Here is a 22640-nt window from a genome sequence, read left to right on the forward strand (position 1 = left end):
AGATGCATGCCAGCGTTTAACTGCTATAGGGTATGCGCGTATACAAATCGCGTGCGCTTGGGGCGGCGTGAAGGTACTTTGTATACACGCATGGAGGGGCGCGAATGAAGACCATCGTGCTGGGCGGCGGCATAGCAGGCGTCACGAGCGCGTACTACCTCGCGCGCGACGGCCGCGAGGTCACCGTGGTCGAGCGGCGCGGGGGCGTTGCGCTCGAAACCAGTTTCGCCAACGCGGGGCTCGTCGCGCCTGGCCATTCATACACGTGGGCCTCGCCCCGCGCGCCGAAAATTCTGCTCAAATCGCTGTTCGTCGAGGGCCAGGCGCTGCGCCTGCACCTCAGGGCCGATCCGCACATGTGGGCATGGTGCGCGCAATTCCTGCTCAACTGCACCGAGGCGCGCTCGCGCGAAAATACCTCGCGCAAGGTGCGGTTATGCCGCTATGCGCAGCATCAACTGCAAGAGGTCACGGCGCGCGAACAGCTCGAATACGACCGCATCAGCCGCGGCCTGCTCTATCTCTATCGCGACGCCGCCTCGTTCGAACGCGGCCGCGCACACATGTCGATCCTCGTCGAAAACGGCCTGCCGCTCGAAACGCTCGACGCCGCTGCCGTCGCCGCACGCGAACCCGCGCTCGCCCACGCGCGCGAGCGCATTGCCGGCGCGATTTACTGTCCGAGCGACGAGAGCGGCGACGCGCACCGCTTCACGCGCGCGCTCAAAGAGGTTTGCGAACGTATGGGCGTGCGCTTCGTGTTCGACGCCCCGATCGACGCCATCGAAGCCGCCGGCGACCGCATTGCCGGCGTGCATACGCGCGCCGGCGTGATCGAGGGCGACGACTACGTGCTCGCGCTCGGCTCCTGGTCGCCGATCCTCGCGCGGCCGCTCGGCTACCGCATCGCGATCTATCCCGTGAAGGGCTATTCGGCGACGTTCCCCTGCGGGCCCGAACATCGGCCGCCCGACATGGGCGGCGTGGACGAGAATCACCTCGTGGCGTGGGCGCGATTCGGCGCGCGCCTGCGCTTCACCGCCACCGCGGAATTCGCGGGCTACGACACGCGCCATACGCCCTCGGATTACACGTCCATGATGCAGACGGCACACGAACTCTTTCCTCAGGGCGCCGACTACACGCAGCCGACCTACTGGGCCGGGTTGCGCCCGATGACGCCCGAAGGCACGCCGCTGATCGGCCGCACGCGCCATCGCAACTTCTTTCTGAACACGGGGCACGGGCACATGGGCTGGACCATGTCGTGCGGCACCGCGAAACTGCTCGCGGACATCATGGCCGGGCGCGAACCCGAACTCGACATGACGGGACTGACGCTGAGATGAACACCACCGCACCGCCGCAAGATCACGAGGACGTTTACACGAAGCTCGATTTCGCGCTCGACGGCGGCATTGCCCGCCGCGCCGCGATTGGCCTCGTCGTGCTGGCCACCGACCATACGATCGAACACGAATGGCGCGACTTGTTGCGCCAGCCGGGCGTGGCGTTCTACGAGAGTCGCGTGGAGAATTCGCCGGACATCACGCCGCCGCGTCTGGCGGAAATCGCGGCGCGCATCGCCCCGGCCGTGAGCCTGCTCTTGCCCGGCGAGCGCCTTGACGTGGTGGCGTTCGGCTGCACCTCGGCTTCGATGGTGATAGGCGAAGAGAAAGTCGCTTCGCGCATTCGCGAGGCGCGGCCCGGCATCGAATGCACCACGCCGATCACGGCGGCGCTCGCCGCGCTGCGTGCACTCGACGTGCGCCGCGTGGCGCTGCTGACGCCCTACGTCCGAACGATCAACGACTTCATGCGCGATTACATCGAGGCGCGCGGCGTGGCCGTCACGCGCATAGCCTCGTTCGAGCATGCGGACGACAACGAGGTGGCGCGCATCGACGCGAGTTCGATTCGCAGTGCGATAGACAGGCTCGCGCGCCACGACGATGCCGATGCGGTGTTCGTTTCGTGCACGAGTCTGCGCGTGGCCGCGATCGTGCCGGAGATCGAAGCGCAGACCGGCAAGCCCGTGCTGTCGAGCAACTACGCGATGGCCTGGCACGCGCTGCGGCTCGCGGGGGTGCAAGATAGCGAGCCGCAGTTGGGGAGGTTGTTTGCGCGTTAGCGAGAGTTAAAGCGAATCACGCGTAAACCGGCTTCCCGGCAAGCGCGCTGCGAATCGCCCCCGCCAGATCGCCAGCGGCGAACTTGGCCACATAACCGCTCGCGCCAGCGTTCTTCACGTGCGCTTCATTCGCGGTGCCCGTAAGCGACGAATGGATCACCACGGGAATATCCACGGTACGCGGGTCCGCCTTGATCTTGCGCGTGAGCGTGAAGCCATCCATCTCCGGCATTTCGAGGTCGGTCAGCACGAGCGCAATGCGATCCTTCGCACGCACGCCGTCGCGCTCCGCACTCGTCGCGATCGCGTCGAGCTGTTTCCACGCTTCGAGGCCCGTCTTCGCCATCGTGTATTCCACGCCGAGCGCCTTGAGGCTCTGGCCGATCAACTCGCGCGCGAATCCCGAGTCGTCGGCGGCCAGCACCTTCGCGCCCGCCGGAATCATCGCGGGCTCGCCCACGTCCTCCGCCACGACCGCGCCGTGCTGCGCCGGGAACACGTCGCGCAGCACCTGCTCCACGTCCACCACCTGCACGAGCCGCTTGCTCTCGGGGTCGTTCTCGAGCCGCGCGATGCTCGTCACGCGGTTGCCCATCGTGACGTCGGCGGTCAGCACCTGGCTCCATTCGAGCCGCACGATCTCGTCCACGCTTTCGAGCGCGAAGCCCTGCGTGGAGCGCGCGAATTCGGTCACGAGCAGGATGTTCAGTCCCGTGGCCGGCTCGCATCCCATGAGCCGCGGCAGGTCGATCACGGGCATCACCTGGCCGCGAATGTTCGCCGCGCCCAGCACGTAGGGCGACGACGCCGCGATCGGCGTGATCGCCGGCATGCTCAGGATTTCCCGTACCTTGAAAACGTTGATGCCGAAGACTTCGCCCACCTCGCTGCCCGGCGCCGCGCCGAGACGGAATAGCAAGAGTTCGAACTGGTTCGTGCTTGTCAGGCGCGTTCGTTCGTCGATTGCGAAGCCGCTGTCCATGATTCTCTCGTGTCCTTATCGTGTGCCGCTTTGTCCGGTGCGAACCGATGCTCGTGGCATCGCTTCCCTGTCTTCCGTCTACGGCCTCGCGCGGGAATTCTTGAGCCAGCTTTCAACCTGTTACTTCCGCACGACCGTGCCGTATCCGGGCACATCCACGCGCCCTCACGCGCCCTCCCGCACGTGGCCGGCGGCATGCTCGCGCAGCAGCGCCGCGCAGGCCTGGGCGCTCACCGGACGGCCGAACAGGTAACCCTGCTGCCGCTCGCAGCGCAGAGAGCGGAGAAACGAGGACTGCTCGGGCGTTTCCACGCCTTCGGCGGTCACGCGCATGCCGAGCGAATGCGCCATCGCCACGACGGCCTGGGTGATCGCCACGGAATCGCGGTTGCCCGGCAAGCCCGCCACGAACGTGCGATCGACCTTCAGATGGTGCAGCGGAAAACGCTTCAGATACGAGAGCGACGAATAGCCGGTGCCGAAGTCGTCCACCGAAATGCGCACGCCAATGTCGTTGAGCGCGTGCAGCAGAGGCAGCACGCTCTGGCTGTCGCTCATGAGAATGCCTTCGGTGATCTCCACTTCGAGCGCGTCGGGCGCAAGTCCGGTACGCGCAAGACAGTCCTCGACCTGTTCGACCAGCCCGTCTGCAATCTGGCGCGGCGAAAAGTTGACCGCCATGACGAAGTCGGGCGCAAAGAGGCGCCGCCACTGCGCGGCCTGGCGGCACGCATGCTCGAGCACCCACTGGCCGATCGGGATGATCATGCCGGTGTCCTCGGCCACGGGAATGAACTCCACGGGCGAGACCTGCCCCAGCTCCTCGCTCTCCCAGCGCAGCAGCGCCTCCGCGCCGATCATGCGGCCGCTTTCACCATCCACGATCGGCTGATACACGAGGCGCAGCTCGCCCGAAGCGAGCGCGCGGCGCAGCCCCCGCTCGATCTGGAAACGGCGCTGCAGGCGCTGGCGCAATTCGGTCGTGAAGAACTGGAACTGGTTGGTGCCGCGCTGCTTGGCCGCGTACATGGCCGAGTCGGCGTTGCGGATGAGCGCGGCGGCGCTGCGGCCGTCGTCGGGATACAGACTGATGCCAATCGACGCGCCCAGGTAGTACTCGTTGCCCGCCACCGCGAACGGCGCAGCGATCGCGGCGAGCACGCGCTGCGCCAGCGCGACGAGTTCGTCCACGCTCTCGTAGCAGCACACGGCGATCACGAATTCGTCGCCGCCCACGCGCGCGAGCGTATCCGCGTCGCTCACGCAAGCGGCGAGCCGCCGCCCCACGTCGCGCAGCAGCGAGTCTCCCGCTTCGTGGCCCCCGGTGTCGTTGACCTTCTTGAAGCCGTCGAGATCGACGAAGAGGAGCGCGGGCCGCGCCGAGCAACTCGCCGTTTCGAGCAGCGTGTGCATGCGCTCGGCGAGGAACGTGCGGTTATAGAGTCCCGTGAGCGGGTCGCGCGTGGCGAGATAGCGCAGTTGCTGCTGCGCTTCGCGCACGGGCCCGATGTCGGTGAACGAAACCACCACGGAAACCGGCTCGCTTTCGCCGGGCCGGAAAATCGGCAGCACGTTCTCGCTCACCCACACGATCTCGCCATCCGCGAGTTCGAGGCCAACCGTCTCGCCGAGCACCGGCTTGCCCGTCTTGAGCGCCTTCATGCTCGGGCGCTTCGAGATGGGCAGCGGCTTGCCGCTCTCGTCGAGCACACGTGGAATCACCTTCATGATGCTCAGGCCGACGGCGTGCTCGGGCAGCCGCAGCATACGCCGCGCGCTGCGGTTGCAGGCGAGCACGGTGTCGTCGCGGGCCTGCATCACGATGCCTTCGTTGAGGTGATCCACCACGAGGCGATGATGCTCTTCGCTCAGCGCGAGACGCTCGGCAATGGTCTGCTGGTTGAGCATGGCCGCGACGCTGCTGGCGATATCGCACAGCAGCGCCTCCTCTGCCGCCGTGGGCCGCCAGGGCCGGCTCTGGTACACGGCGAGCGCACCCATCACGCCGCCGCTGTCGTCGTCGAGCGGTGTGGTCCAGACTGCGCGCAGGCCGCTGTCGAGCGCGATGCGGCGGTACTCGCCCCATTCGTCTGCGCGTTCGAAGTCGTCGACGCAAACCGTGCGCCGCTCGTGGATTGCCGTGCCGGACGGGCTCGTGCCGGAACCGACCGGCGTGCCGTCGAACGCGGCGTGATACTGCGCCGGCAAGGACGGCGCGCTGCCGATGCGCAGGCGCCGGCCGTCGCCGTCCAGTTGCAGGATCGCGCAGTTCGCGCCCTCGCCCAGCAGCCGTTCGGCGCGGCAGCAGACCTCCGCCAGCAGTTCCGGCAGCGGCATGCTGCGCGACACCAGCCTGAGTACGTTTCGCTCTTCAGCGAGCGCCGCATCCGCTCCGCTCACGGCCTCGCTCGATTCTTTCGACACCTCCGACTGACCGCCCCGTGATCCCGCTGCGCCGAACGCTCCCGCCGCCTGGGAATAGACCATACCTTCTTCCCCTCTTCTTGCCGCAGTGCGTGTGTTGCACGTCGCGCCCGCGGCCGGCCCGATCTTTGTTGTGGTGTGAGGCGCACCGTTCGCCGCGAGGCGAGCGATGACGCCGCCCCTGCATTAACGGCAGGGGCGGCGGTATCTTGAAGTGTTGAGTGGGAACGCCGCGAGGCGGATTACAGGGCGCAGACGGGAAGGCGCGCCGAGTGGACCGAGGCGCGCGAGGGTAAACGCCTACGATGACGCGTAGCTGAAAACCGCCTTACGCCTGGCTCTTTTCGCTGCTTTCGCTGCTGCCGTCCTTATGGAACACGCGCTTGGTCGCACGCTTCGTGGCCTCGTAGCCTTCGCGTGACACATGCGCGATGCCGTGGCCCACTGTCTTCGCCGCATTCGCGGTGGCGTGGCCGAAGTCGCGCGCGGCGTGGCCGGTTTTCGTGGCCGCTTCCTTCGAGTCGTGCTTGATGTTCTCCTTCACTTCGTGAAGGTCGGCGTGCGCCATCGTGCTGGCCAGGCCCAGCACGAGCGCGGCAAGTATGAACCGTTTGGATTTCATCGTCGGGCTCCTTTTTGTATTGTCATCGAATCACTGCGGACGCGTCGAGCATAACCGCCGCGCGTCCCGTCAACAGCACGCGGCCCTCGCCGCGCAGCGTAAAACCATAGAGGATCGTGTTGCCGCTGCCGCTCACGCGCTCGGCTTCGATCGCGAGCGGCGTGGCGAGCGTATCGAGGCGGTCAACGTGCGCAATCACGTTACGCACGCTAGCAAGAAAACCCACGCGCGGGCGGTCCGCCGCTGCACCATCTATTGCGCCAAGCAACGCGCCATGCACCGCCATCGCCTGCGCGGCATATTCCACGCCGCACACCGCCGCGAGACGGCCGCGCGAGCGCAGCGGGTTGTGCGGGTCGCGATGGCTCGTTGCCGTACAACGGATATGTGTTTCGTCCCACGCTTGCACGCCATCGAGCAGGCACATCGCGCCGCTATGCGGTATGCGCGCCGCGATCCATGCGCGGTCGATCGGCGCAATGGTCGCGGCGCTCGCAATCACATCCGCAAGGGTACCGGGCAGGGCGGCTTGCGTCGTCATGCGCCCTCTCCAAACGCACCCGGGGGCGCCACGTCGATTTGCACGCGCAATTCGGGCAAATAGTCGATGACCACGCTTGCCGGCTGGCCGGACTTCTCCATGCACGCGAGCGCTTCGAGCAACGGCAGCGCACGCGCGGCGGGATTATTCGCGCGCAGCGCTTCGAGTTCCGGCGAGGCAAGCGGCGTGGCGAGCGCTTCGGTGAGCGTCACATCGAGCCGCGCAATCGTCGATGCGCTCGCCTGCGGCGCGAGCACGAGCGCCACGCCAAATGCATCGGCCACGGGACGCAGCGCGTGCAGCGGTTCGGGATAGTCGGCGTCGTAGGCGATCAGCAAGGTAGGCACGCCGTCCACGGCCACCTGGCACGCGCTTTCGATCAGTCCCGCTGCGAAGCTGCCGTCGTGCGCACACAGTACGTTCGACGTGGCCTGGTCGCGTGTCGCAATGCTCCAGTAGCCAGCCGGCGCGTTGTGCACCGAGTTGTGAAAGCGCGTGGGCGAAAGCAGACGATCCTCGCCGGCAAGCGCGTCGCAGATTATGTGGCAGTTCTGACCATCTCCGCCCGAGGCGGCGAACACGGTGGCCAGCGTGGTGGCGTCGCGGCCGCTCGCCGCGACGGCTTCGTGGCCCACGGCCAGCGCGGTCTTGACGACCGCGCCGGTGCGGCGGCGCTCTGCCGCCGGCAGACCTTCCGGCGGCGGCAGCACCGTGCGTGCGCTCGCGTAGGGCGTGCGCGCGGCGAGCACGTCCGCGGCCTGCGGCCAGTTGGCAAGACCCGGGCCAATCACGCCGACGCTTTCAATGAATGCGCAAAGTCTCATGGCGGTCATCCGTGATGTGCGCGGTCCGCGCGGCCGAACAGGAGGCTGCAGTTCGTGCCGCCAAAACCGAATGAGTTGCTGAGCGCGGCACCCACTTGCGACTCGCGGCTTTCGAGCACGTAGTCGAGGCCGAGCGCCGCGTCGGGCTGCGTAGTGTTGACACCGGCGGGCACGAAGCGATGGCGCAGCGCAAGCGCCGAGATCACCGCTTCGAGCGTGCCCGCCGCACCGAGCGTGTGCCCCGTCGCGCCCTTGGTCGAACTGCACGGCGTGCGCTCGAAAAGGGCGTTGACCGCGCGGCTCTCGGCGGCGTCGTTGCTCGGCGTGGCCGTGCCATGCAGATTGATGTAGCCGACCTCGCTTGCGGCCACGCCTGCTGTGGAAAGCGCCTGCGTCATTGCGGCGCGCGCGCCGAGTCCTTCGGGATGCGGCGACGACATGTGGTGCGCATCGCTCGATTCGCCCACGCCAAGCAGCAGGATGGCGTCGTCGTCCAGCGTGGCGGGCGTACGTTCGAGGAAAGCGAACGCCGCGGCCTCGCCAATCGAAATGCCGTTGCGATTCACGTCGAACGGGCGGCACGGGTCGCGCGAAAGCAGTTCGAGCGAATTGAAGCCATACAAGGTTGTCAAGCAGAGCGAATCGACGCCGCCCACCACCGCCGCGTCGATCAGCCCCGCTTCGATCATGCGGCGCGCGGACCCGAACACCTTCGCGCCCGAAGAGCAGGCAGAAGAAATCGAGGTTGCCGGTCCGCGCAGGCCGAAATACGCGCGCACGAAAGAAGCCAGCGCGAATGGGTTGTGCGTTTGTGCGTAATGGAAGCCCGGTTTGAGCGCGCCGCTTTCCAGGTCCCGCTGCCGGTACGCGTTTTCGGTTTCGAGAATGCCCGAGGTGCTGGTGCCGACGAACACGCCCACACGATCCGCGCCGTAGCGTGCAATCGCGGCCTGAACGTGCTCGGCAAACCCGTCCTGCGTGAAGCCGATTTGCGCGAGGCGGTGGTTGCGGCACGCGTAGTCCGCGAGATCGCCACGCAGGGTCTCGCTCTCCAGGTCCGCGACCGCGCCGATCCACGTATCGAGGTCCGCGCGCGCGAAGTCGCAGCGCGCGAGCCCCCCGCGCTTGCCGCGCAGCGCGTCGAGCGTCGCGTCGAGCCCACGCCCGAGGCAGCTGGTAGCGGTGAAATGCGAAAGGATGAGGGGTTTCACGTCAGTCGGTCCGTTGTCCGTGGTCGCTGCGGTGGAATCTGGGTTGACCGGCCTCGCTGTCGAGGCACGCGCGCAGTGTGGTCCACTGCAGCTGGCGCTCGGCGGCGGCGCGCAGCAGCGGCGGCAACACGTCGAGCACGAGCGGCTCGCCACGCGCGTCGCGCGCCGCGTGGCCGTCGTGCACGAGCAGGATGTCGCGGGCCGCGAGGCCATCGAGCAGGCGGTGCGTGACCGTGCCGGCGTCCTTCGCGCAGGTGTCGAAGCCGCGCCGCGTCCAGCTTGCGAGGTGCAGGCCGAGGCCGCACAGCACCGGCTCGAGGAACGGATTGCGCAGACCCGCCGGTGCACGGAAGAAGCGCGGCGGCGTGCCCGCGATTTCGGTGAGCGTGCGCTGCGCCGCCTCGATCTCGCGCTTCATCGCGAGCGGCCCCGAGAGGGAGAATGTATGCCGATGGCGATGGCTATGATTCTCGACGGCATGGCCGCGCGCCACGATCGCTTCCACCAGATGCGGGTAGCGTTGCGCCAGCTCGCCGATGCAGAAGAACGTTGCGCGCGCATCAAACTGGTCGAGCAGATCGAGCACACGCGGCGTCACTTCGGGGTCCGGACCATCGTCGATCGTGAGCGCGATACGCTGCCCCGCGTGCTCGGGCAGTCGCGTCCAGTTCGGGCCGAGCAATGCGCTGCGCGGCCACAGGCCCGCGGCAGTCAGCGCGAGATGCGAGGCGACTACGCCACCCGCGGCCCACGGCCACACACCCGGATGCGCAACCAGGGCGGCGGCCGCGCCCGCGTGCACCGCTGCCGCTGCGCCAATGAACGGCGAAGGCTTCCAGCGGCGCGCCGTAGCGGTCGCGGCCTTCACGCGCGTAGAGGGTAACGAAGCCGAGTTCATGCGCGGCCTCCGTGCGGGTGGCTCATGTGCGTGCGTTCGGTGCGCGGGCTGGCTGCCTGCCGCTCTTCGGGGCTATCGGCGGCCCCAAGCGCCTCGTCGCTCCCGCGTACGAGCGGCGGCGCGAGAATCGCTGCGAATATCAGCGCGAGCATCGCGCCCGGCCCAACCGTGAGCCCGAACGTTTCGAGCAGCGGCACATGCGAGAGCGCGAGGAGGCCAAAACCCGCTACCGTCGCGAGATTGGCAACGAGCAGCGAGACGAGCGTGCGCGGCGTGATGCCCGCTTCGTCGTCGCGCTTGCAGAAGAACAACGCATAGTTCGAGCCCACCGCGACGATGAGCAGCATGCCGATCAGGTGCAGGATGGTGAGCGATACGCCCGCCAGCGCGAATCCCGCCGCCACGACCAGCACCGCCGCGACGAGCGGCGCGAGCGCACGCGCCGCGCGCGAGAACGAGCGCAGCGCGAGCGCCAGCAGCACGACAATGACGACGAAGCCCGCGAGCGAGAGGCGGATGTCTTCGTGCACGTAGTCGAGGTACATGCGGTCGGCTTCGGTCTTCAAGTCGACGAAGAGTGCGCCCGGCACGTTCGCACGCGCGACGGCGTCGCTCACGGTGCTGGCGTCGAGGCTCGGCGTGTTCGCGGCCTGCGTGGCCTGCGTGGCCTGTGCGCCCTGTGAATGGCGCGGCGCGCGCAAGGCGAGCATGGCGTTCCACTGGCCGTCGCGCTGGGTCAGGAGCGCGTCGACGGCCAGTGCCATCGACGTGCCTTTGAGGTCCGCGCGCGTGACGAGCGGCGCGTTGCGCGCCGCCTCGACATCGGCGAGGAAAGGCGCGAAGGCGTCGGGCCTCACGTCCACTGGCTGGTTCTTGATCGCCTCCTGCATGCGTGCTGCGAGCACGTCCTTCTCCGGCAGGCTCGCCAGGCGCGCACGCTGCGTGGCGTCGCTCGGCAGGTAACGCGCTGGGCTCTCGAAACCGCCCAGCAAGCCACGCTCGACAAGCGGCTGCAGTTGCGCCCCGACCTTCTCCGCGCCTTCGAGCGCGGCCTGTTCGCTCGCGGCCGGAATCACCACGAGATAGCGCACGTCGGGTGCGCCCACGTCCGCTCGAAGGCGCGTGTCGAGCGCCTGGCTCGCGGCGGGCACGGGGCTCAGGGAGGCAAGCTCGTGGCTCCAGAGATCGTCACGATGCAGCCAGAGCGAGGCCACCGCGGCGAGCACGAGCGCCGCGAGCGGCCAGCGCAGCCGGGGTGCTGCGTACGCAAACCGGGCGAGCACCGCGCCGATGCGCGAAACGTCGCGAATCGCCACGGCGCCGCCACACAGCTGCGGCAGCACGAAGCGCGTCACGAGCGCGGCGCTCACGAGGCCCGCGATCGAATAGAGCCCGAGTTGCACGAGGCCCGGAAAGCCCGAGAACAGCATCGTCGCGAAGCCGCACACCGAAGTGAGCACGCCAAGGCGAATGGTCGGCCAGTAGGCGGCGAGCCATGCACGCATGGTGTCGCGGCTCTGCGGCACGCCACGCGGGCCGCCCTGCGACGACTGCACGAACAGATAGATCGAGTAGTCCACCGCCTCGCCCATCAGCGTCGTGCCGAAGCCGAGCGTCAAACCATGCACCGTGCCGAACACGAGCGATACCGTGGCAATACCCGCCGCCACGCCCGAAAGCACCGGCAACAGGCCGAGCGCCAGCGTGCGCGGCGAGCGGTAAAGCGTGAGCAGCAATGCGACGATCAGCACGAGGCTCAAGGTGGAGAGGCGCTCCACGTCGTGGCGGATGGCGTCGCGCGTGTCGACCCCGAACACGCCCGGCCCCGTCAGCAATACCTGGTAGGCCGAAGCATTGGGCAAGGTGCGCGTGGCGGCGGCAAAGGCCGCGCGCACGGCGTCTATGGCGTGGGCCTGCGCGTCGGTGTCGGAGCCGGCAGCGGCGGTTTGCGCCACGAGCACGGCGCGCCGGCCGTCGCGCGAGGCCCATACGCCGCCGCGGCTCTCGGGCTGCGACGCGCTGTCGAGCTGGCCGAGCATCGCCGCCACTTCGCCGGTGGGATCGCGCGGCAGCAGGTCCTTGGCGACGAGTCCCGCCGAGGACGTCAGCAAGTCGAGGCTCTCGCCCAGCGCTTCGTGCAGCCCCTGTTGCGTGAAATGTTGCGGCGTGACCGCCGGGCTCAGCACGTAGCGGTGCGAGAACATGAACTGCTCGTCGCGCGCGTCGTTCTGGCCGGAGCCGTTGTGAATCGCCACGAACTGCGGGTCCGCACGCAAGGTCGCCGCCACGCGGCGCGAGAGCGCGGCGCGCGTGCTCTCGTAGCCGCCGTCGATGCCGATGAGAATGAGCCGCGAAGCGAGACCGTCGCGCAGTTGATCGACGAGCACTTGCTGCGTGGGGGTCGGCGAGCGCGGCAGGAACGCCGAGAGATCGGCGGTGAAATTCGCGCGCCCGATCGCCACCGCGCACGCGACGAGGCACAGCAGCCACACCGCGACGGCACGGCGCTGCGCGAGCGCGAAGCCGCGTGCGAGGAGCGGATGGGCGCGCGGGTTCATCAGTTCGTGTCCGCGGAAAGGGCGTGCAGGCGCATCACCGAATGGTCGCCGTCGGCCTGCTGGATCGCGACGCTGCGCATCGCGTCACGCGTGCCGTCTATCGTGATCGTGCTCACCACCTTGCGCATGCGCGAGTCGAGCGGCGTGAGCGTGAGCGTCCAGTCGTCGCCCTCGCCCGCGAGCGCGACCTTGTAGACCTGTTCCAGCGCGAAGCGGTTGCCCGCGAGCGTCGCACGAATGCTTTCGATGAACGCGCCCAGCTCCGGATAGCGCGCAAGCGCGAGCGTGTATTTGTGGTTCTCGCGCTGCACGGTCAGCATGTCGCCGTCCACCACGAGGTGTTCGGGCTTCGGGTTCTGCGTGATCTTTTCCAGATGGTCGGGCGCGACGAACACGAGTTCTCCTGACGATTCCACAGGCTGCGTGGCGATCGAAAGATATTTCGTCTCCGTGAAGGTTGCGCGGCCGGACTTGCGCTGCGCCAGCGTGGACATCAGGCGGTCGAGCGTCCATGCCGGTTGCGCCGATTCCGCAGCCTGCGCCTGCACGACCGGCGCGCCCGCCGTCACGATGAAACCGCTGAGGAAAGCGGCGCTCGCCAGCGCGCGCAGGCAGCGCGCGCGTAACGTTGGGGAAAGGTGGATCGCGCTCATGCGTCGGTCACCTCGTGCACGGGAAGCTCGGCGTGGGGTCGCGTCTCGCGGCGGCGCACCGGGGCCGGCGCGCGGGATGCCGCAGTTGCCGCCACCGTTGTGGATAGCGGCGCGCCGACACTCGCGCCCTGCTTGCCGCCCTGCCAGAAGTCGTAGTAATTGAACCAGTTGTACGGCGCCATGCGGCAATAGCGGTCGAGCAGCGTGACGTAGCGTACGAGCGCGGCGTCGATCGCGCGCTGGCGCGCTTCGCGCGGCACGTCGGTGAAGTCCGCCAGCGTTTCGAAGTGCACGTCGTAGCGATTGCCGCCACGGTACAAACCGGTCATGAAGAGCACCGGGCGCTTGAGCATTGCGGCCATATAGAGCGGTCCGAGCGGGAACGCCGCCGGCTCGCCGAGAAAACCCATGCGCCGCATGGTGGCCGTGTCGTCGGCAAGCAGCGTGCGGTCCGCGAGCATGCCCACCATGCAGTTCTGGTCGAGCCGCTCGTGCACCTTCAGCATCGAGCCGACCTGGCCTAGCCCGATCACTTCGGGCTTGGCCGCGGGATTCACGGCGGCGAGCGTCGCGTTGATCTTCTGCGCGTTCTCTTCGTACATCGTCACGACCACGCGCAGATCGGGCCGCGTGCGGCCGAGCGCGCGCACGACCTCGAAGCTGCCGAGGTGCGCGCCCATGAGGAACACGCCGCGCCCCTTGGCGAGCGTCTCGTCCACGAGCGTATGGCCGTGCGGGCGAATGTCGAACAGGTCGAAGCGCGCGTTGGCCAGATAAACGCGGTCGTGGATCGTCGAGGCAAACGTGAACACGTGGCGGTACACGTCGCGCCAGTGCGCCGGGCGGCCTAGCACGCGGCGCAGGTAGTCGCGCGAGGCCGCGCACGCGCGCGGCGAAAACAGTACGAAATACAGCGCGATCAGGTGCAGCAGCGCGCGGCCCGCGCGGCGGCCGAGGCGCAGCGAAAGCCACGTCATGATGCGCAGGAGCAGCGTATTGCTGCGCTCCTGCTGGTTCGCCCAGTCGGTGCGCTTCGTCATGGTCGCGCTCCGGTTTGCGCGCTTGTGGGCGCAAGCGGCCCGGCGCGGAGTACGTCGCTCATTGCGTCACTGAGCACGCCGCTCGCGACATCGCGCGCGCCCGCGCGCAGCGTGAAGCGGATTGCGCCGCTCGCCGCTGCGTCCCAGGCAAGGTCGAGTGTTTCGCCAGGCGCGGCCGGGCTCAGGAATTTCGCGCTGCTGAGCTTCCACGTGGCGAATGGCCGGTTCAACGCCGTGCCGATCGCGTCGATGGCGTGATCGAGCAGCACGACGCCGGGCACGATCGGGTGGCCCGGAAAATGGCCGGGCAGCGCGGGATGATCGGCGGGAATCGCAAACGAAAGCGTAGACGCGGGTGTCGACGCAGCGGCGCCCCCCTCCGTCGCCTCGGGCGCGCGCTTCGCGGCGCTCGCGAGGCCGCCGCGCATATGCAGCGCGACGAACGCCGCGAGCACGTCGTGGGGCAGCTTGCCGGTGTCATTGCGCGGCAGCGCATCGACGAACACGAGCGGACGCGGCAGGAACGCACGATCGATGCGCTCGCGCAGCGCGCGCTGCAGATCGGCGAGCGGCAGCGTGGGCGCGACCACCAGCGCGACGAGCCGCTGCACGACGTCGTGGCCTGTGAGCGCATCGTGCTCGAGGTGGGCAGGCATGAAGAACACGCCGTCCTCTACGCCCGCAATCGCATTGAGCTGATGGTTGAGGTAGGCAAGCGAAGTCCGCTTGCCGGCGATGTTGATGAGGTCCGCCTTGCGCCCGTGCAGCAGGAATCGCTCGGCATCGAGCAGTTCGATGGCGTCGCCCATTGGCACCGGCTCTTGCACGTGGCCGCCCGAGACCCACATCGTCGGGCCTTCGTCGTCCTGTGCCGCGCTTTCGCGCGCTTCGAAACGGACCTTCGGGAACAGTTGCCACGTCGCGCCCTTCGCGGTGCGGCGCGTCGCGATCTGGCCGGTTTCGGTGCTGCCGTAGATTTCGACGAGCGGCGCCTTCAGGCGCGCTTCCGCTTCGAGCGCGAGCTTTTCCGAGAGCGGAGCCGTAGCGGAGAGCACCAGTTCGGCCGGCGGCAGCGCGTGACCGGTAGCGAGCAGCGCGCGCAAATGGATCGGCGAGGTCACGAGCACGCGCGGATGCGGCACCGCTTCGAGTTCACTGCGGATATCGACGGGATAGAACGGCAGCCGGTTGCTGAACGCGAAACCGCCGATCAACGGGAGCAGCACGGTCACTTCGAAACCGTACATGTGCTGCGGCGGCACGGTGCCGACGATCGTGCAGTCGTGCGCGCTGAGGAGACCGTGGCGCTCGGCCGACGCGCGCACGCCCGCCACGAGCGCGCCCCAGGTCTTGACGTGCGGCACCGGCGCGCCGGTGGAGCCCGACGTGAACACGTAAGCCACGATGCGCGAGGCGTCGATCTGCGGGACGGCGAACGGCGCGTCCCCAGCGGCTTCTTGCTGCGCTTCGGGCCAGGCGAAACGCGGCAGGTCGATCGCGCAGTCGGGCGCGTCGTGCAGGCAGAACGCGTCGGGCGCGAAGGAGGCGAGCTGGCGCACCGTCTCCGGCGTCTGCGTCGAGGGCAACAGGCTGACGCGGCCCGAGACGAGCGCCGCGCACAGGCCCACGGTAAAACGGTAGCGGTCGCGGCAAACGTTGAACACGTGGCCGCCCGCCGGCAGCGCCGCGGCCACACGCGTGACATCGGCGAGGAAAGCGCGCACCGTGACGGGCGCGCCGTCGCGCCAGGCAATGACCTGTTCGGGCGACGTATGAAAAACGAGCGGATGAGTCTGCATAACTTCGGTCGATACGAATTCCTGTGCGGATTCCTGTGCGGAGTCCTGTGTTTGGCCCTGCTTCGACTCGGGCGGGCGAGCGGCACCCATGGTCAGGAATGCTCCGCGTGCGCCGGGGTCGTGTGCCGCGTCGTCTGCCGGTAGGCGCGAATCGCGTCGAGCATGCCCGCATTCGGCTCGCCCGGCAGCGCGAAACGCCGGCAAGCATGTTCGGCGACGAACATCACCGCCACGAGCGGCAACGCCAGATAGTTGGCGAACGTCGACCACGCGACGATCGGTGCAACCGCGAACAGCAGCGTCGAAACGCCGGCAATCGCGACGAAAAAGAGCGTCCATGCGAGCGTGATGCGCCGCGTATAGCGCGCGACGGCCGGCGGGAGCGTGCCGCCATGGATCATCGTCGCGAACTGCGTGCACAGCGGCACGCGCCCCGCCGCGAGCGTGCGCCCGAACAGCAGCGCCATCGCGAGGTTGAAGCTCACATGCTCCAGATACAGCCCCCATTCAAAATGCAGAGCAAGCGGCGTGCGCATGGACCACAGCGCGAGCGCCACGAGTGTCCAGAGCGGCAACAGCCACACGCGGCGCGGCGAGCGGGCGGCCGCGGCCAGCGCAATGGCGAGCGGCGGCACGAGCGCCATGGCAAGGCCGAAGCCGTGCGCACCCGGCGTCGCCACCGCGTAGTGCGCGCCGATTTGCCAGGCGGCCACCGCCGCCACCCCAAGCGCCGCGCGCGCCGCCGCTGCCAGCGCGCTCATCGCTTGCCTCCGCAAAGGCGCGCGCCGCCCTGCCGTGCGCATGGCGCCGGCCGGCGGGCGGCCCCGGTGCAACCCGAGGCGCAATGGCTAAGCGGACAAGGCATCTGGCAACTATCGCAAATGGCGCTGTAAGTCAATCGTAGGGCGTGGCAAGCGCCACGAATCATCATAGGAAATGCAAGTATCGGGCCGGTTTCTTGCAAGCACGCACATTTTAAGATTGGCGGGACCCGATCACCTGTCCTGCCGGCTGCCGGTTTGTAACTGAATGTTCGGAATCGCGCCAGGTAAGGCTTTTGTCCAATCCAGACAGGCCCGAAGCCGCGCAAGCATCTCGCGCGTTCCGATCCCAAAAATGCGCGCCGCCTGGCACCGACCCTCTGTAACCCTTTCGCCGGGGAGCACCGTATACGCACCGATACCCTTCACTTAGAATCCTGGTAACTTTTACATCCAACGAACCCTAAAAACGGGCAGCCGCCGCTACGGCCCGCATGCCCGGAGAGCCCACGCATGATGAACGAACTGGAACACGAGCTCGCCGCGCAGATCGTGAAAGAGCTGAATCTGGAAGATGTCTCGCTCGACGAAGTGAGCGCCGACACCCCGCTGTACGGCGAAGGCTTCGGGCTCGACTCGATCGACATCCTCGAAATCGCGCTGCTGATCTCGAAGAAGTACGGCTTCGAGCTGCGCTCGGACAATCCGGAAAACGAGAAAATCTTCGCGACGCTCGGCTCGCTGGCCGCCTATGTCGCGGCGCACCGCGTGCGGTAACGTCATTGCCGGCGCCAGCCAGGATTGATGGAGAAAAACGCATGCGTGCACTCGTGACGGGCGGCAGCGGCGCACTCGGCCAGGCCATCAGCGTTGCGCTCGCGCAAGCGGGCCACGAGGTCTGGGTGCATGCGAACCGGCGTCTGGCAGAGGCCGAAGCGGTTGCGCAGCGCATCGTCGCGGCGGGCGGCAGCGCGCACGCCATTGCCTTCGACGTGACCGACGCCGACGCGACCGAGGCCGCGCTTACGCGCCTCGTGGAAGACGCGCCCGTGCAGATCCTGGTGAACAACGCGGGCATTCATGACGACGCGCCGCTGGTGGGCATGCGGCGCGAACAGTGGCGCAGCGTGATCGACGTCTCGCTCAACGGCTTTTTCAATGTCACGCAGCCGCTGCTCATGCCGATGATCCGCACGCGCCGCGGGCGCATCGTCAACATCGCTTCGATCGCTGGCGTGATGGGCAATCGCGGCCAGGCGAACTATGCGGCCGCGAAGGCCGGGCTGATCGGCGCAACGAAATCGCTTTCGCTGGAGCTGGCCTCGCGCGGCATCACCGTGAACGCCGTGGCGCCCGGCATCATCGCTTCGCCCATGGCGGAGCGCGCGTTTCCCGCCGAGCGCATCAAGCAGCTCGTGCCCGCGCAGCGCGCCGGCCAACCCGCGGAAGTCGCGGCCATGGTGGCGTACCTGGTGTCCGACGCGGCCGCCTACGTGACGGGGCAAGTGCTCTCGATCAACGGCGGCCTGGCCTGAACACGCGGCGCGTATTCCGCCGCTGCATCCTCTGAGGAAATACGAGTGTCTGTGCAACCCTTCGACGCAAAGCGGCAGTCGCGCTCCGCGCCCGGCACAAGCACGGGCTCGAGCGCCGAAGCATCCGGTTACGAAGTCCCCGCGCACGATGCGCCGGACGTCCGCCACAGCGGTTATGCACGCGCAGCGGCGCGACCTAAAATTTTTTCAGGGTCTCACGCTGTAGAGGCACCCGCTGCCATGTCCACGCCTTCGTCCACGCATCTTGTCCTGATCCCGAGCTACAACCCCGGTGCCAAGCTCGAAGAGACGGTGCGCGGCGCACGCGCGCAATGGAACCCCGTATGGGTCGTGGTGGACGGCAGCACCGACGGCAGCGCCGCGCGCCTGCAAGCCATGGCCAACGACGACCCTGGCCTGCACGTCATCGTGCTGCCCACCAACCGTGGCAAGGGCGGCGCGGTGCTCGCCGGGCTCGAAGCCGCCGCCGCGCGCGGTTTCACTCACGTGCTGACGATGGATTCGGACGGCCAGCACCCCACCGCGTTGATTCCCGAATTCATGGCCGCCTCGCAGGCCGCGCCTGAAGCCATGGTGCTGGGTCGGCCGAAGTTCGACGCAAGCGCGCCGCAACTGCGCGTGCAGGGACGGCGCGTCTCGAACTTCTTCGCCGACTTCGAAACGTTGTGGGCCGGTATCGGCGATTCGCTGTACGGCTTTCGCGTGTACCCCATCGCGCCGCTCAAGGCGATCATGGAGCGCCAGACGTGGATGCGCCGCTTCGACTTCGATCCCGAAGCCGCCGTGCGCCTGTGCTGGGCCGGGGTGCGGCCCATCCAGATCGAAGCGCCGGTGCGCTACTTCGGCGCCGATGAAGGCGGCGTTTCGCATTTCAACTACGTGCGCGACAACCTGCTGCTCGCGGGCATGCATCTGCGGCTCGTGAGTGGGTTTGCGCTTCGCCTGCCACGCTTGATCGGCAGGCGCCTGCTTCCCTGATCGCTTTTACGCCTCTCACGCCGTGGCGCGCTGCGCCGCGGGCGTGCGGTAGTCCGCGAGCAAACGTTCCTTCTTTTTCTCCACCGCAGCGAGATTGCGCGCCTTGACGTGGCCGAAGCCGCGAATCTCGTCGGGCAGCGCTGCAAGCTGGAGCGCGGCGGACAGGCGCTGCGTGTCGAGGCTCGCGCAGAATTCGTCCACGAGCGCCACGTATTCCACGATCGAGCGGCGTTCGTCGCGACGCTCTTCGGTCTTGCCGAACACGTCGAACGCCGTGCCGCGCAGCCCCTTCATGCGGGCCAGCGTGCGCAACACCGGCAGCACCCACGGACCGAAGCGGCGCTTCACGAGATGGCCGTGCTCGTCGCGCTTCGCAAGTAGCGGCGGCGCGAGCCAGAAGTTCAGCTTGTAGTCGCGGCCCGGCTCGCCTTCGAACTGCTCGCGCAGTTTCTGCAGATACGCCGGGTCGGCATAAAGACGCGCGACCTCGTATTCGTCCTTGTAAGCCATGAGCTTCGCGAGATTCACGGCGACGGCGCGCGTGAGCGGCAGCTTCGCGTCGCCGCCAAGCGCTGTCTCTTTCACGCGAATGCGCTCGACCACACGGCGATAGTGCTGCGCATAAGCGGTGTTCTGATACGCCGTGAGCAACGCTTCGCGCGCGGCGATCACCTTGTCCAGCGATTCGGGCATGCGCAGAACGACGGCCTGCGGCTCCGCGGGCGTTTTCGTGAACGCGCGCACGGCCGCCTCGCCATGGTGCGCGACGTAGCGCCCCCAGTTGAACGCCTGCTGGTTCTTTTCGACGGCCACGGCGTTGAGTTCGATCGCGCGCCGCAGATGCCCGAGTTCGAGCGGCAGCCAGCCCATTTGCCACGCGTAGCCGAGCAAAAGCGGATTGCTGTAGATCGTGTCGCCAAGCAAGGCGAGCGCGAGCGCGTTGGCATCCACGAACGCACAACCCTCGCCGATGCTCGCGCGCAGCTCCGCTTCGGTTTGCGCGCCCGGGAACGTCCACTTAGGATTCTTGACGAATTCCGCAGTAGGCGTCGCGCCGCTGTTGATCGCCGCGACCGTCACGCCATGCTGGGTGCGCGAAAGCACGTCGCCCGAAGCAGAGACGATCGCGTCGCAGCCGATCACGAGGCGCGCCTCGCCCGTGGCGATGCGCGTGGCATGCAAGGCGGCCGGCGTGGCCGCCACCTGCACGTGGCTCAGCACCGCGCCGCCCTTTTGTGCGAGGCCAGCCATATCGAGCACGGTTACGCCCTTGCCCGCGAGATGCGCGGCCATGCCGATCAGCCCGCCGATGGTCACGACACCCGTGCCGCCCACGCCCGTCACGAGAATGCCGTAAGGCTTCGCCAGCTGAGGGAGAAGAGGCATGGGCAACGCGTCGAAATCGATCGATGCGGCGCTCGACGCATTCGCCGCGCGCGGCTTGCGCAACTGCGTACCTTCGGCCGTCACGAAGCTCGGGCAAAAGCCCTTGACGCACGAGAAGTCCTTGTTGCACGACGATTGGTTGATCTTGCGCTTCGTGCCGAGCGGCGTGTCGAGCGGCTCGACGGAAAGGCAGTTCGACTGCACCGAGCAGTCGCCGCAGCCTTCGCACACGGCGTCGTTGATAAACGCGCGGCGGGCCGGGTCCGGATACGCGCCGCGCTTGCGGCGGCGGCGCTTTTCCGTGGCGCAGGTCTGATCGTAGATCAGCACGGTGGTGCCGGCGGTGTCGCGCAAAGTGCGCTGCACGCTATCGAGCTGGTCGCGATGATGGACGTCCACACCGGCGGGCAACACGATAGTGGAGTCGTATTTTTCCGGCTCATCCGTCACGATAACGATGCGCTTCGCACCTTCCGCATGCACCTGGTGCGCGATCTGCGGCACGGTGAGCACGCCGTCCACGGGCTGGCCGCCCGTCATCGCCACGGCGTCGTTGTAGAGAATCTTGTAGGTGATGTTGGCGTTCGACGCGATGGCCGCGCGAATCGCCAGCAGTCCTGAGTGAAAGTACGTGCCGTCGCCGAGATTCGCGAACACGTGCTTGTCGCCCGAGAAGTGCATCTGTCCGATCCACGCCACGCCTTCGCCGCCCATCTGGCTGAACGTTTCGGTCTTGCGGTCCATCCACATCGACATGTAGTGGCAGCCAATGCCCGCCAGCGCGCGCGACCCTTCGGGCACGTTGGTCGACGTGTTGTGCGGACACCCCGAGCAGAACCACGGCTTGCGCTCCACCGTCACGCGCGGCTTCGCTGCCTCGCGCTCCTTCGCCTCGATGATCGCCACGCGCGCGAGCATGCGCGCGCGCACTTCCTCGGGCACCGCATTGGTCAAATCCGCGCGCGCGAGACGCCGCGCGATGGCCTTGGCGATCAGCGCGGGCGAGAGTTCGTAGTGCGCCGGCAACAGCCAGTTGCCGCGCGGCACCGACCATTCGCCGCCTTCGTTGTCGCGCTCGTCGAACTTGCCGTAGATCTTGGGGCGCACGTCTTCGCGCCAGTTGTATAGCTCTTCCTTGAGCGCGTATTCGAGAATCTGGCGCTTCTCCTCCACCACAAGAATTTCTTCGAGCCCCGTGGCGAAGCCGCGCGCGTCTTGCGCGTCGAGCGGCCACACGCAGCCTACCTTGAGCACGCGCACGCCGATCTGCGCACAGGTTTCGTCGTCGAGGCCGAGGTCGGTGAGCGCCTGGCGCACGTCGAGATACGCCTTGCCCGCGGTCATGATGCCAAAGCGTGCGCGCGGCGAATCGATCACCACGCGGTTCAGGCGGTTCGCGCGCACGTAGGCGAGCGCGGCGTACCACTTCTCGTCGAGCAGACGCGCTTCCTGGGCGAGTGGGGTGTCCGGCCAGCGGATATTGAGGCCGCCTTCGGGCATGGTGTAGTCGGCGGGCGTGACGATCTCCACGCGATCCGGGTCGAGATCGATCGACGCGGTCGATTCGATCACATCGGTCACGCATTTCATGGCGACCCAAAGGCCCGAGTAGCGGCTCATGGCCCAGCCGTGCAAACCGTAGTCGAGATATTCCTGCACGTTCGCGGGATACAGCACGGGAATGCCCGCAGCGATGAGCGCGTGCTCCGACTGGTGCGCCACCGAAGACGACTTCGCCGCATGGTCGTCGCCCGCGAGCACAAGCACGCCGCCGCGCGCGTCGCTGCCCGCCGAGTTGGCGTGCTTGAACACGTCGCCGGTGCGGTCGACGCCCGGACCCTTGCCGTACCACATGCCGAACACGCCGTCGCGCTGCGCGCCGGGCCAGAGATTGATCTGCTGCGTGCCCCACACGGCCGTGGCGGCGAGGTCCTCGTTCACGCCGGGCTGGAACACGACGTCGTGCGCCTGGAGGTGCTTCTTCGCCTTCCATAGCGACTGGTCGAGCGCGCCTAGCGGCGAGCCGCGATAGCCGGAGACGAAGCCCGCGGTATTCAACCCGGCCTTGCGATCGCGCGCCTTTTGCAGCATGGGCAGGCGCACCAGCGCCTGCGTGCCGCTGATGTATACGCGGCCTTTTTCCAGCGTGTATTTGTCGTCGAGCGAAACGGATGCGGCTAGCGATGCGGCTTCTACGGCGGCACGGTCGGGGGCGTTCATGGCGGGGCTGTCTCCGGAATCGGTGCGAAATCTGACGTTTCGCGGCCGAGTATAGG

The 22640-nt window shown here is 67.6% G+C and carries 18 protein-coding genes; 5 read left to right on the forward strand and 13 right to left on the reverse strand.

What is annotated here, in order from left to right; genetic code table 11:
- The first annotated feature begins 104 nt into the window (after nt 1–104).
- Complete coding sequence (locus U5A58_RS28035) at nt 105–1349, forward strand: D-amino acid dehydrogenase (RefSeq protein WP_321963836.1); 1245 nt, start codon at nt 105–107, stop codon at nt 1347–1349.
- Nucleotides 1346–2131 carry an aspartate/glutamate racemase family protein gene (locus tag U5A58_RS28040; RefSeq protein WP_321963837.1) on the forward strand — a complete coding sequence of 262 codons (786 nt, stop codon included), beginning with the start codon at nt 1346–1348 and terminating at the stop codon, nt 2129–2131. Before U5A58_RS28035 ends, U5A58_RS28040 begins: the two co-directional genes overlap by 4 nt.
- Nucleotides 2132–2147: 16 nt before the next feature.
- Here the strand turns inward: U5A58_RS28040 and U5A58_RS28045 are convergent, their stop codons facing one another.
- The 12 genes from U5A58_RS28045 to U5A58_RS28100 form a co-directional block, all read right to left on the reverse strand.
- A complete protein-coding gene (locus U5A58_RS28045; protein ID WP_321914099.1) occupies nt 2148–3113 on the reverse strand; it encodes a chemotaxis protein in 966 nt (321 codons plus the stop codon).
- A gap of 165 nt (nt 3114–3278) precedes the next feature.
- Nucleotides 3279–5600: an EAL domain-containing protein gene (locus U5A58_RS28050; RefSeq protein WP_321963838.1), complete on the reverse strand. Its 2322-nt coding sequence runs from the start codon at nt 5598–5600 to the stop codon at nt 3279–3281.
- Between the two features lie 265 nt (nt 5601–5865).
- Entirely contained in the window at nt 5866–6159 is a 294-nt protein-coding gene (locus U5A58_RS28055; protein ID WP_321963839.1) for a hypothetical protein, read from the reverse strand.
- Between the two features lie 22 nt (nt 6160–6181).
- Nucleotides 6182–6700 carry a hotdog family protein gene (locus U5A58_RS28060; protein ID WP_321963840.1) on the reverse strand — a complete coding sequence of 173 codons (519 nt, stop codon included), beginning with the start codon at nt 6698–6700 and terminating at the stop codon, nt 6182–6184.
- Entirely contained in the window at nt 6697–7524 is an 828-nt protein-coding gene (locus U5A58_RS28065) for a beta-ketoacyl synthase chain length factor (RefSeq protein WP_321963841.1), read from the reverse strand. Before U5A58_RS28065 ends, U5A58_RS28060 begins: the two co-directional genes overlap by 4 nt.
- Before the next feature lie 5 nt (nt 7525–7529).
- Nucleotides 7530–8735 (reverse strand): beta-ketoacyl-[acyl-carrier-protein] synthase family protein, encoded by a 1206-nt coding sequence (locus U5A58_RS28070; RefSeq protein ID WP_321963842.1) that lies wholly within the window; start codon nt 8733–8735, stop codon nt 7530–7532.
- Nucleotide 8736: 1 nt separating this feature from the next.
- Nucleotides 8737–9633, reverse strand: coding sequence for a polysaccharide deacetylase family protein (locus U5A58_RS28075; protein ID WP_321963843.1), 897 nt, complete (start codon nt 9631–9633; stop codon nt 8737–8739).
- Nucleotides 9630–12191 carry an MMPL family transporter gene (locus tag U5A58_RS28080; RefSeq protein WP_321963844.1) on the reverse strand — a complete coding sequence of 854 codons (2562 nt, stop codon included), beginning with the start codon at nt 12189–12191 and terminating at the stop codon, nt 9630–9632. Before U5A58_RS28080 ends, U5A58_RS28075 begins: the two co-directional genes overlap by 4 nt.
- Nucleotides 12191–12844 (reverse strand): outer membrane lipoprotein carrier protein LolA, encoded by a 654-nt coding sequence (locus tag U5A58_RS28085; protein ID WP_321963845.1) that lies wholly within the window; start codon nt 12842–12844, stop codon nt 12191–12193. Before U5A58_RS28085 ends, U5A58_RS28080 begins: the two co-directional genes overlap by 1 nt.
- On the reverse strand, nt 12841–13884 hold the full coding sequence (locus U5A58_RS28090; RefSeq protein ID WP_415774303.1) for an acyl-CoA synthetase: 1044 nt from the start codon (nt 13882–13884) through the stop codon (nt 12841–12843). The genes U5A58_RS28085 and U5A58_RS28090 overlap by 4 nt, the downstream gene beginning before the upstream one ends.
- Entirely contained in the window at nt 13881–15683 is a 1803-nt protein-coding gene (locus U5A58_RS28095; RefSeq protein ID WP_321963889.1) for an AMP-binding protein, read from the reverse strand. Before U5A58_RS28095 ends, U5A58_RS28090 begins: the two co-directional genes overlap by 4 nt.
- Before the next feature lie 92 nt (nt 15684–15775).
- Complete coding sequence (locus U5A58_RS28100; RefSeq protein ID WP_321963846.1) at nt 15776–16444, reverse strand: hypothetical protein; 669 nt, start codon at nt 16442–16444, stop codon at nt 15776–15778.
- 516 nt (nt 16445–16960) lie between these two features.
- Between U5A58_RS28100 and U5A58_RS28105 the strand changes: the two genes are divergently transcribed.
- From U5A58_RS28105 to U5A58_RS28115, 3 genes are all read left to right on the forward strand, one after another.
- Nucleotides 16961–17221, forward strand: coding sequence for a phosphopantetheine-binding protein (locus U5A58_RS28105; RefSeq protein ID WP_321914160.1), 261 nt, complete (start codon nt 16961–16963; stop codon nt 17219–17221).
- A 41-nt stretch (nt 17222–17262) separates the two neighbouring features.
- Nucleotides 17263–17979, forward strand: coding sequence for a 3-oxoacyl-ACP reductase FabG (gene fabG / locus U5A58_RS28110; RefSeq protein ID WP_321963847.1), 717 nt, complete (start codon nt 17263–17265; stop codon nt 17977–17979).
- A gap of 240 nt (nt 17980–18219) precedes the next feature.
- On the forward strand, nt 18220–18978 hold the full coding sequence (locus U5A58_RS28115) for a glycosyltransferase family 2 protein (protein ID WP_321963848.1): 759 nt from the start codon (nt 18220–18222) through the stop codon (nt 18976–18978).
- A gap of 15 nt (nt 18979–18993) precedes the next feature.
- On the opposite strand, the gene U5A58_RS28120 is transcribed toward U5A58_RS28115, so the two are convergent.
- Nucleotides 18994–22584 carry an indolepyruvate ferredoxin oxidoreductase family protein gene (locus U5A58_RS28120; protein WP_321963849.1) on the reverse strand — a complete coding sequence of 1197 codons (3591 nt, stop codon included), beginning with the start codon at nt 22582–22584 and terminating at the stop codon, nt 18994–18996.
- Nucleotides 22585–22640: the final 56 nt, after the last annotated feature.

Source organism: Paraburkholderia sp. J7 (assembly GCF_905220155.1).
Lineage (GTDB): Bacteria > Pseudomonadota > Gammaproteobacteria > Burkholderiales > Burkholderiaceae > Paraburkholderia.

Coding starts and splice junctions, on each gene's coding strand:
- U5A58_RS28115 (WP_321963848.1), top strand. CDS start 18,220: ATGTCCACGCCTTCGTCCACGCATCTTGTCCTGATCCCGAGCTACAAC.
- U5A58_RS28050 (WP_321963838.1), bottom strand. CDS start 5,600: ATGGTCTATTCCCAGGCGGCGGGAGCGTTCGGCGCAGCGGGATCACGG.
- U5A58_RS28065 (WP_321963841.1), bottom strand. CDS start 7,524: ATGAGACTTTGCGCATTCATTGAAAGCGTCGGCGTGATTGGCCCGGGT.
- U5A58_RS28105 (WP_321914160.1), top strand. CDS start 16,961: ATGAACGAACTGGAACACGAGCTCGCCGCGCAGATCGTGAAAGAGCTG.
- U5A58_RS28045 (WP_321914099.1), bottom strand. CDS start 3,113: ATGGACAGCGGCTTCGCAATCGACGAACGAACGCGCCTGACAAGCACG.
- U5A58_RS28035 (WP_321963836.1), top strand. CDS start 105: ATGAAGACCATCGTGCTGGGCGGCGGCATAGCAGGCGTCACGAGCGCG.
- U5A58_RS28055 (WP_321963839.1), bottom strand. CDS start 6,159: ATGAAATCCAAACGGTTCATACTTGCCGCGCTCGTGCTGGGCCTGGCC.
- U5A58_RS28100 (WP_321963846.1), bottom strand. CDS start 16,444: ATGAGCGCGCTGGCAGCGGCGGCGCGCGCGGCGCTTGGGGTGGCGGCG.
- U5A58_RS28040 (WP_321963837.1), top strand. CDS start 1,346: ATGAACACCACCGCACCGCCGCAAGATCACGAGGACGTTTACACGAAG.
- U5A58_RS28085 (WP_321963845.1), bottom strand. CDS start 12,844: ATGAGCGCGATCCACCTTTCCCCAACGTTACGCGCGCGCTGCCTGCGC.
- U5A58_RS28090 (WP_415774303.1), bottom strand. CDS start 13,884: ATGACGAAGCGCACCGACTGGGCGAACCAGCAGGAGCGCAGCAATACG.
- U5A58_RS28095 (WP_321963889.1), bottom strand. CDS start 15,683: ATGCAGACTCATCCGCTCGTTTTTCATACGTCGCCCGAACAGGTCATT.
- U5A58_RS28060 (WP_321963840.1), bottom strand. CDS start 6,700: ATGACGACGCAAGCCGCCCTGCCCGGTACCCTTGCGGATGTGATTGCG.
- U5A58_RS28080 (WP_321963844.1), bottom strand. CDS start 12,191: ATGAACCCGCGCGCCCATCCGCTCCTCGCACGCGGCTTCGCGCTCGCG.
- fabG (WP_321963847.1), top strand. CDS start 17,263: ATGCGTGCACTCGTGACGGGCGGCAGCGGCGCACTCGGCCAGGCCATC.
- U5A58_RS28120 (WP_321963849.1), bottom strand. CDS start 22,584: ATGAACGCCCCCGACCGTGCCGCCGTAGAAGCCGCATCGCTAGCCGCA.
- U5A58_RS28075 (WP_321963843.1), bottom strand. CDS start 9,633: ATGAACTCGGCTTCGTTACCCTCTACGCGCGTGAAGGCCGCGACCGCT.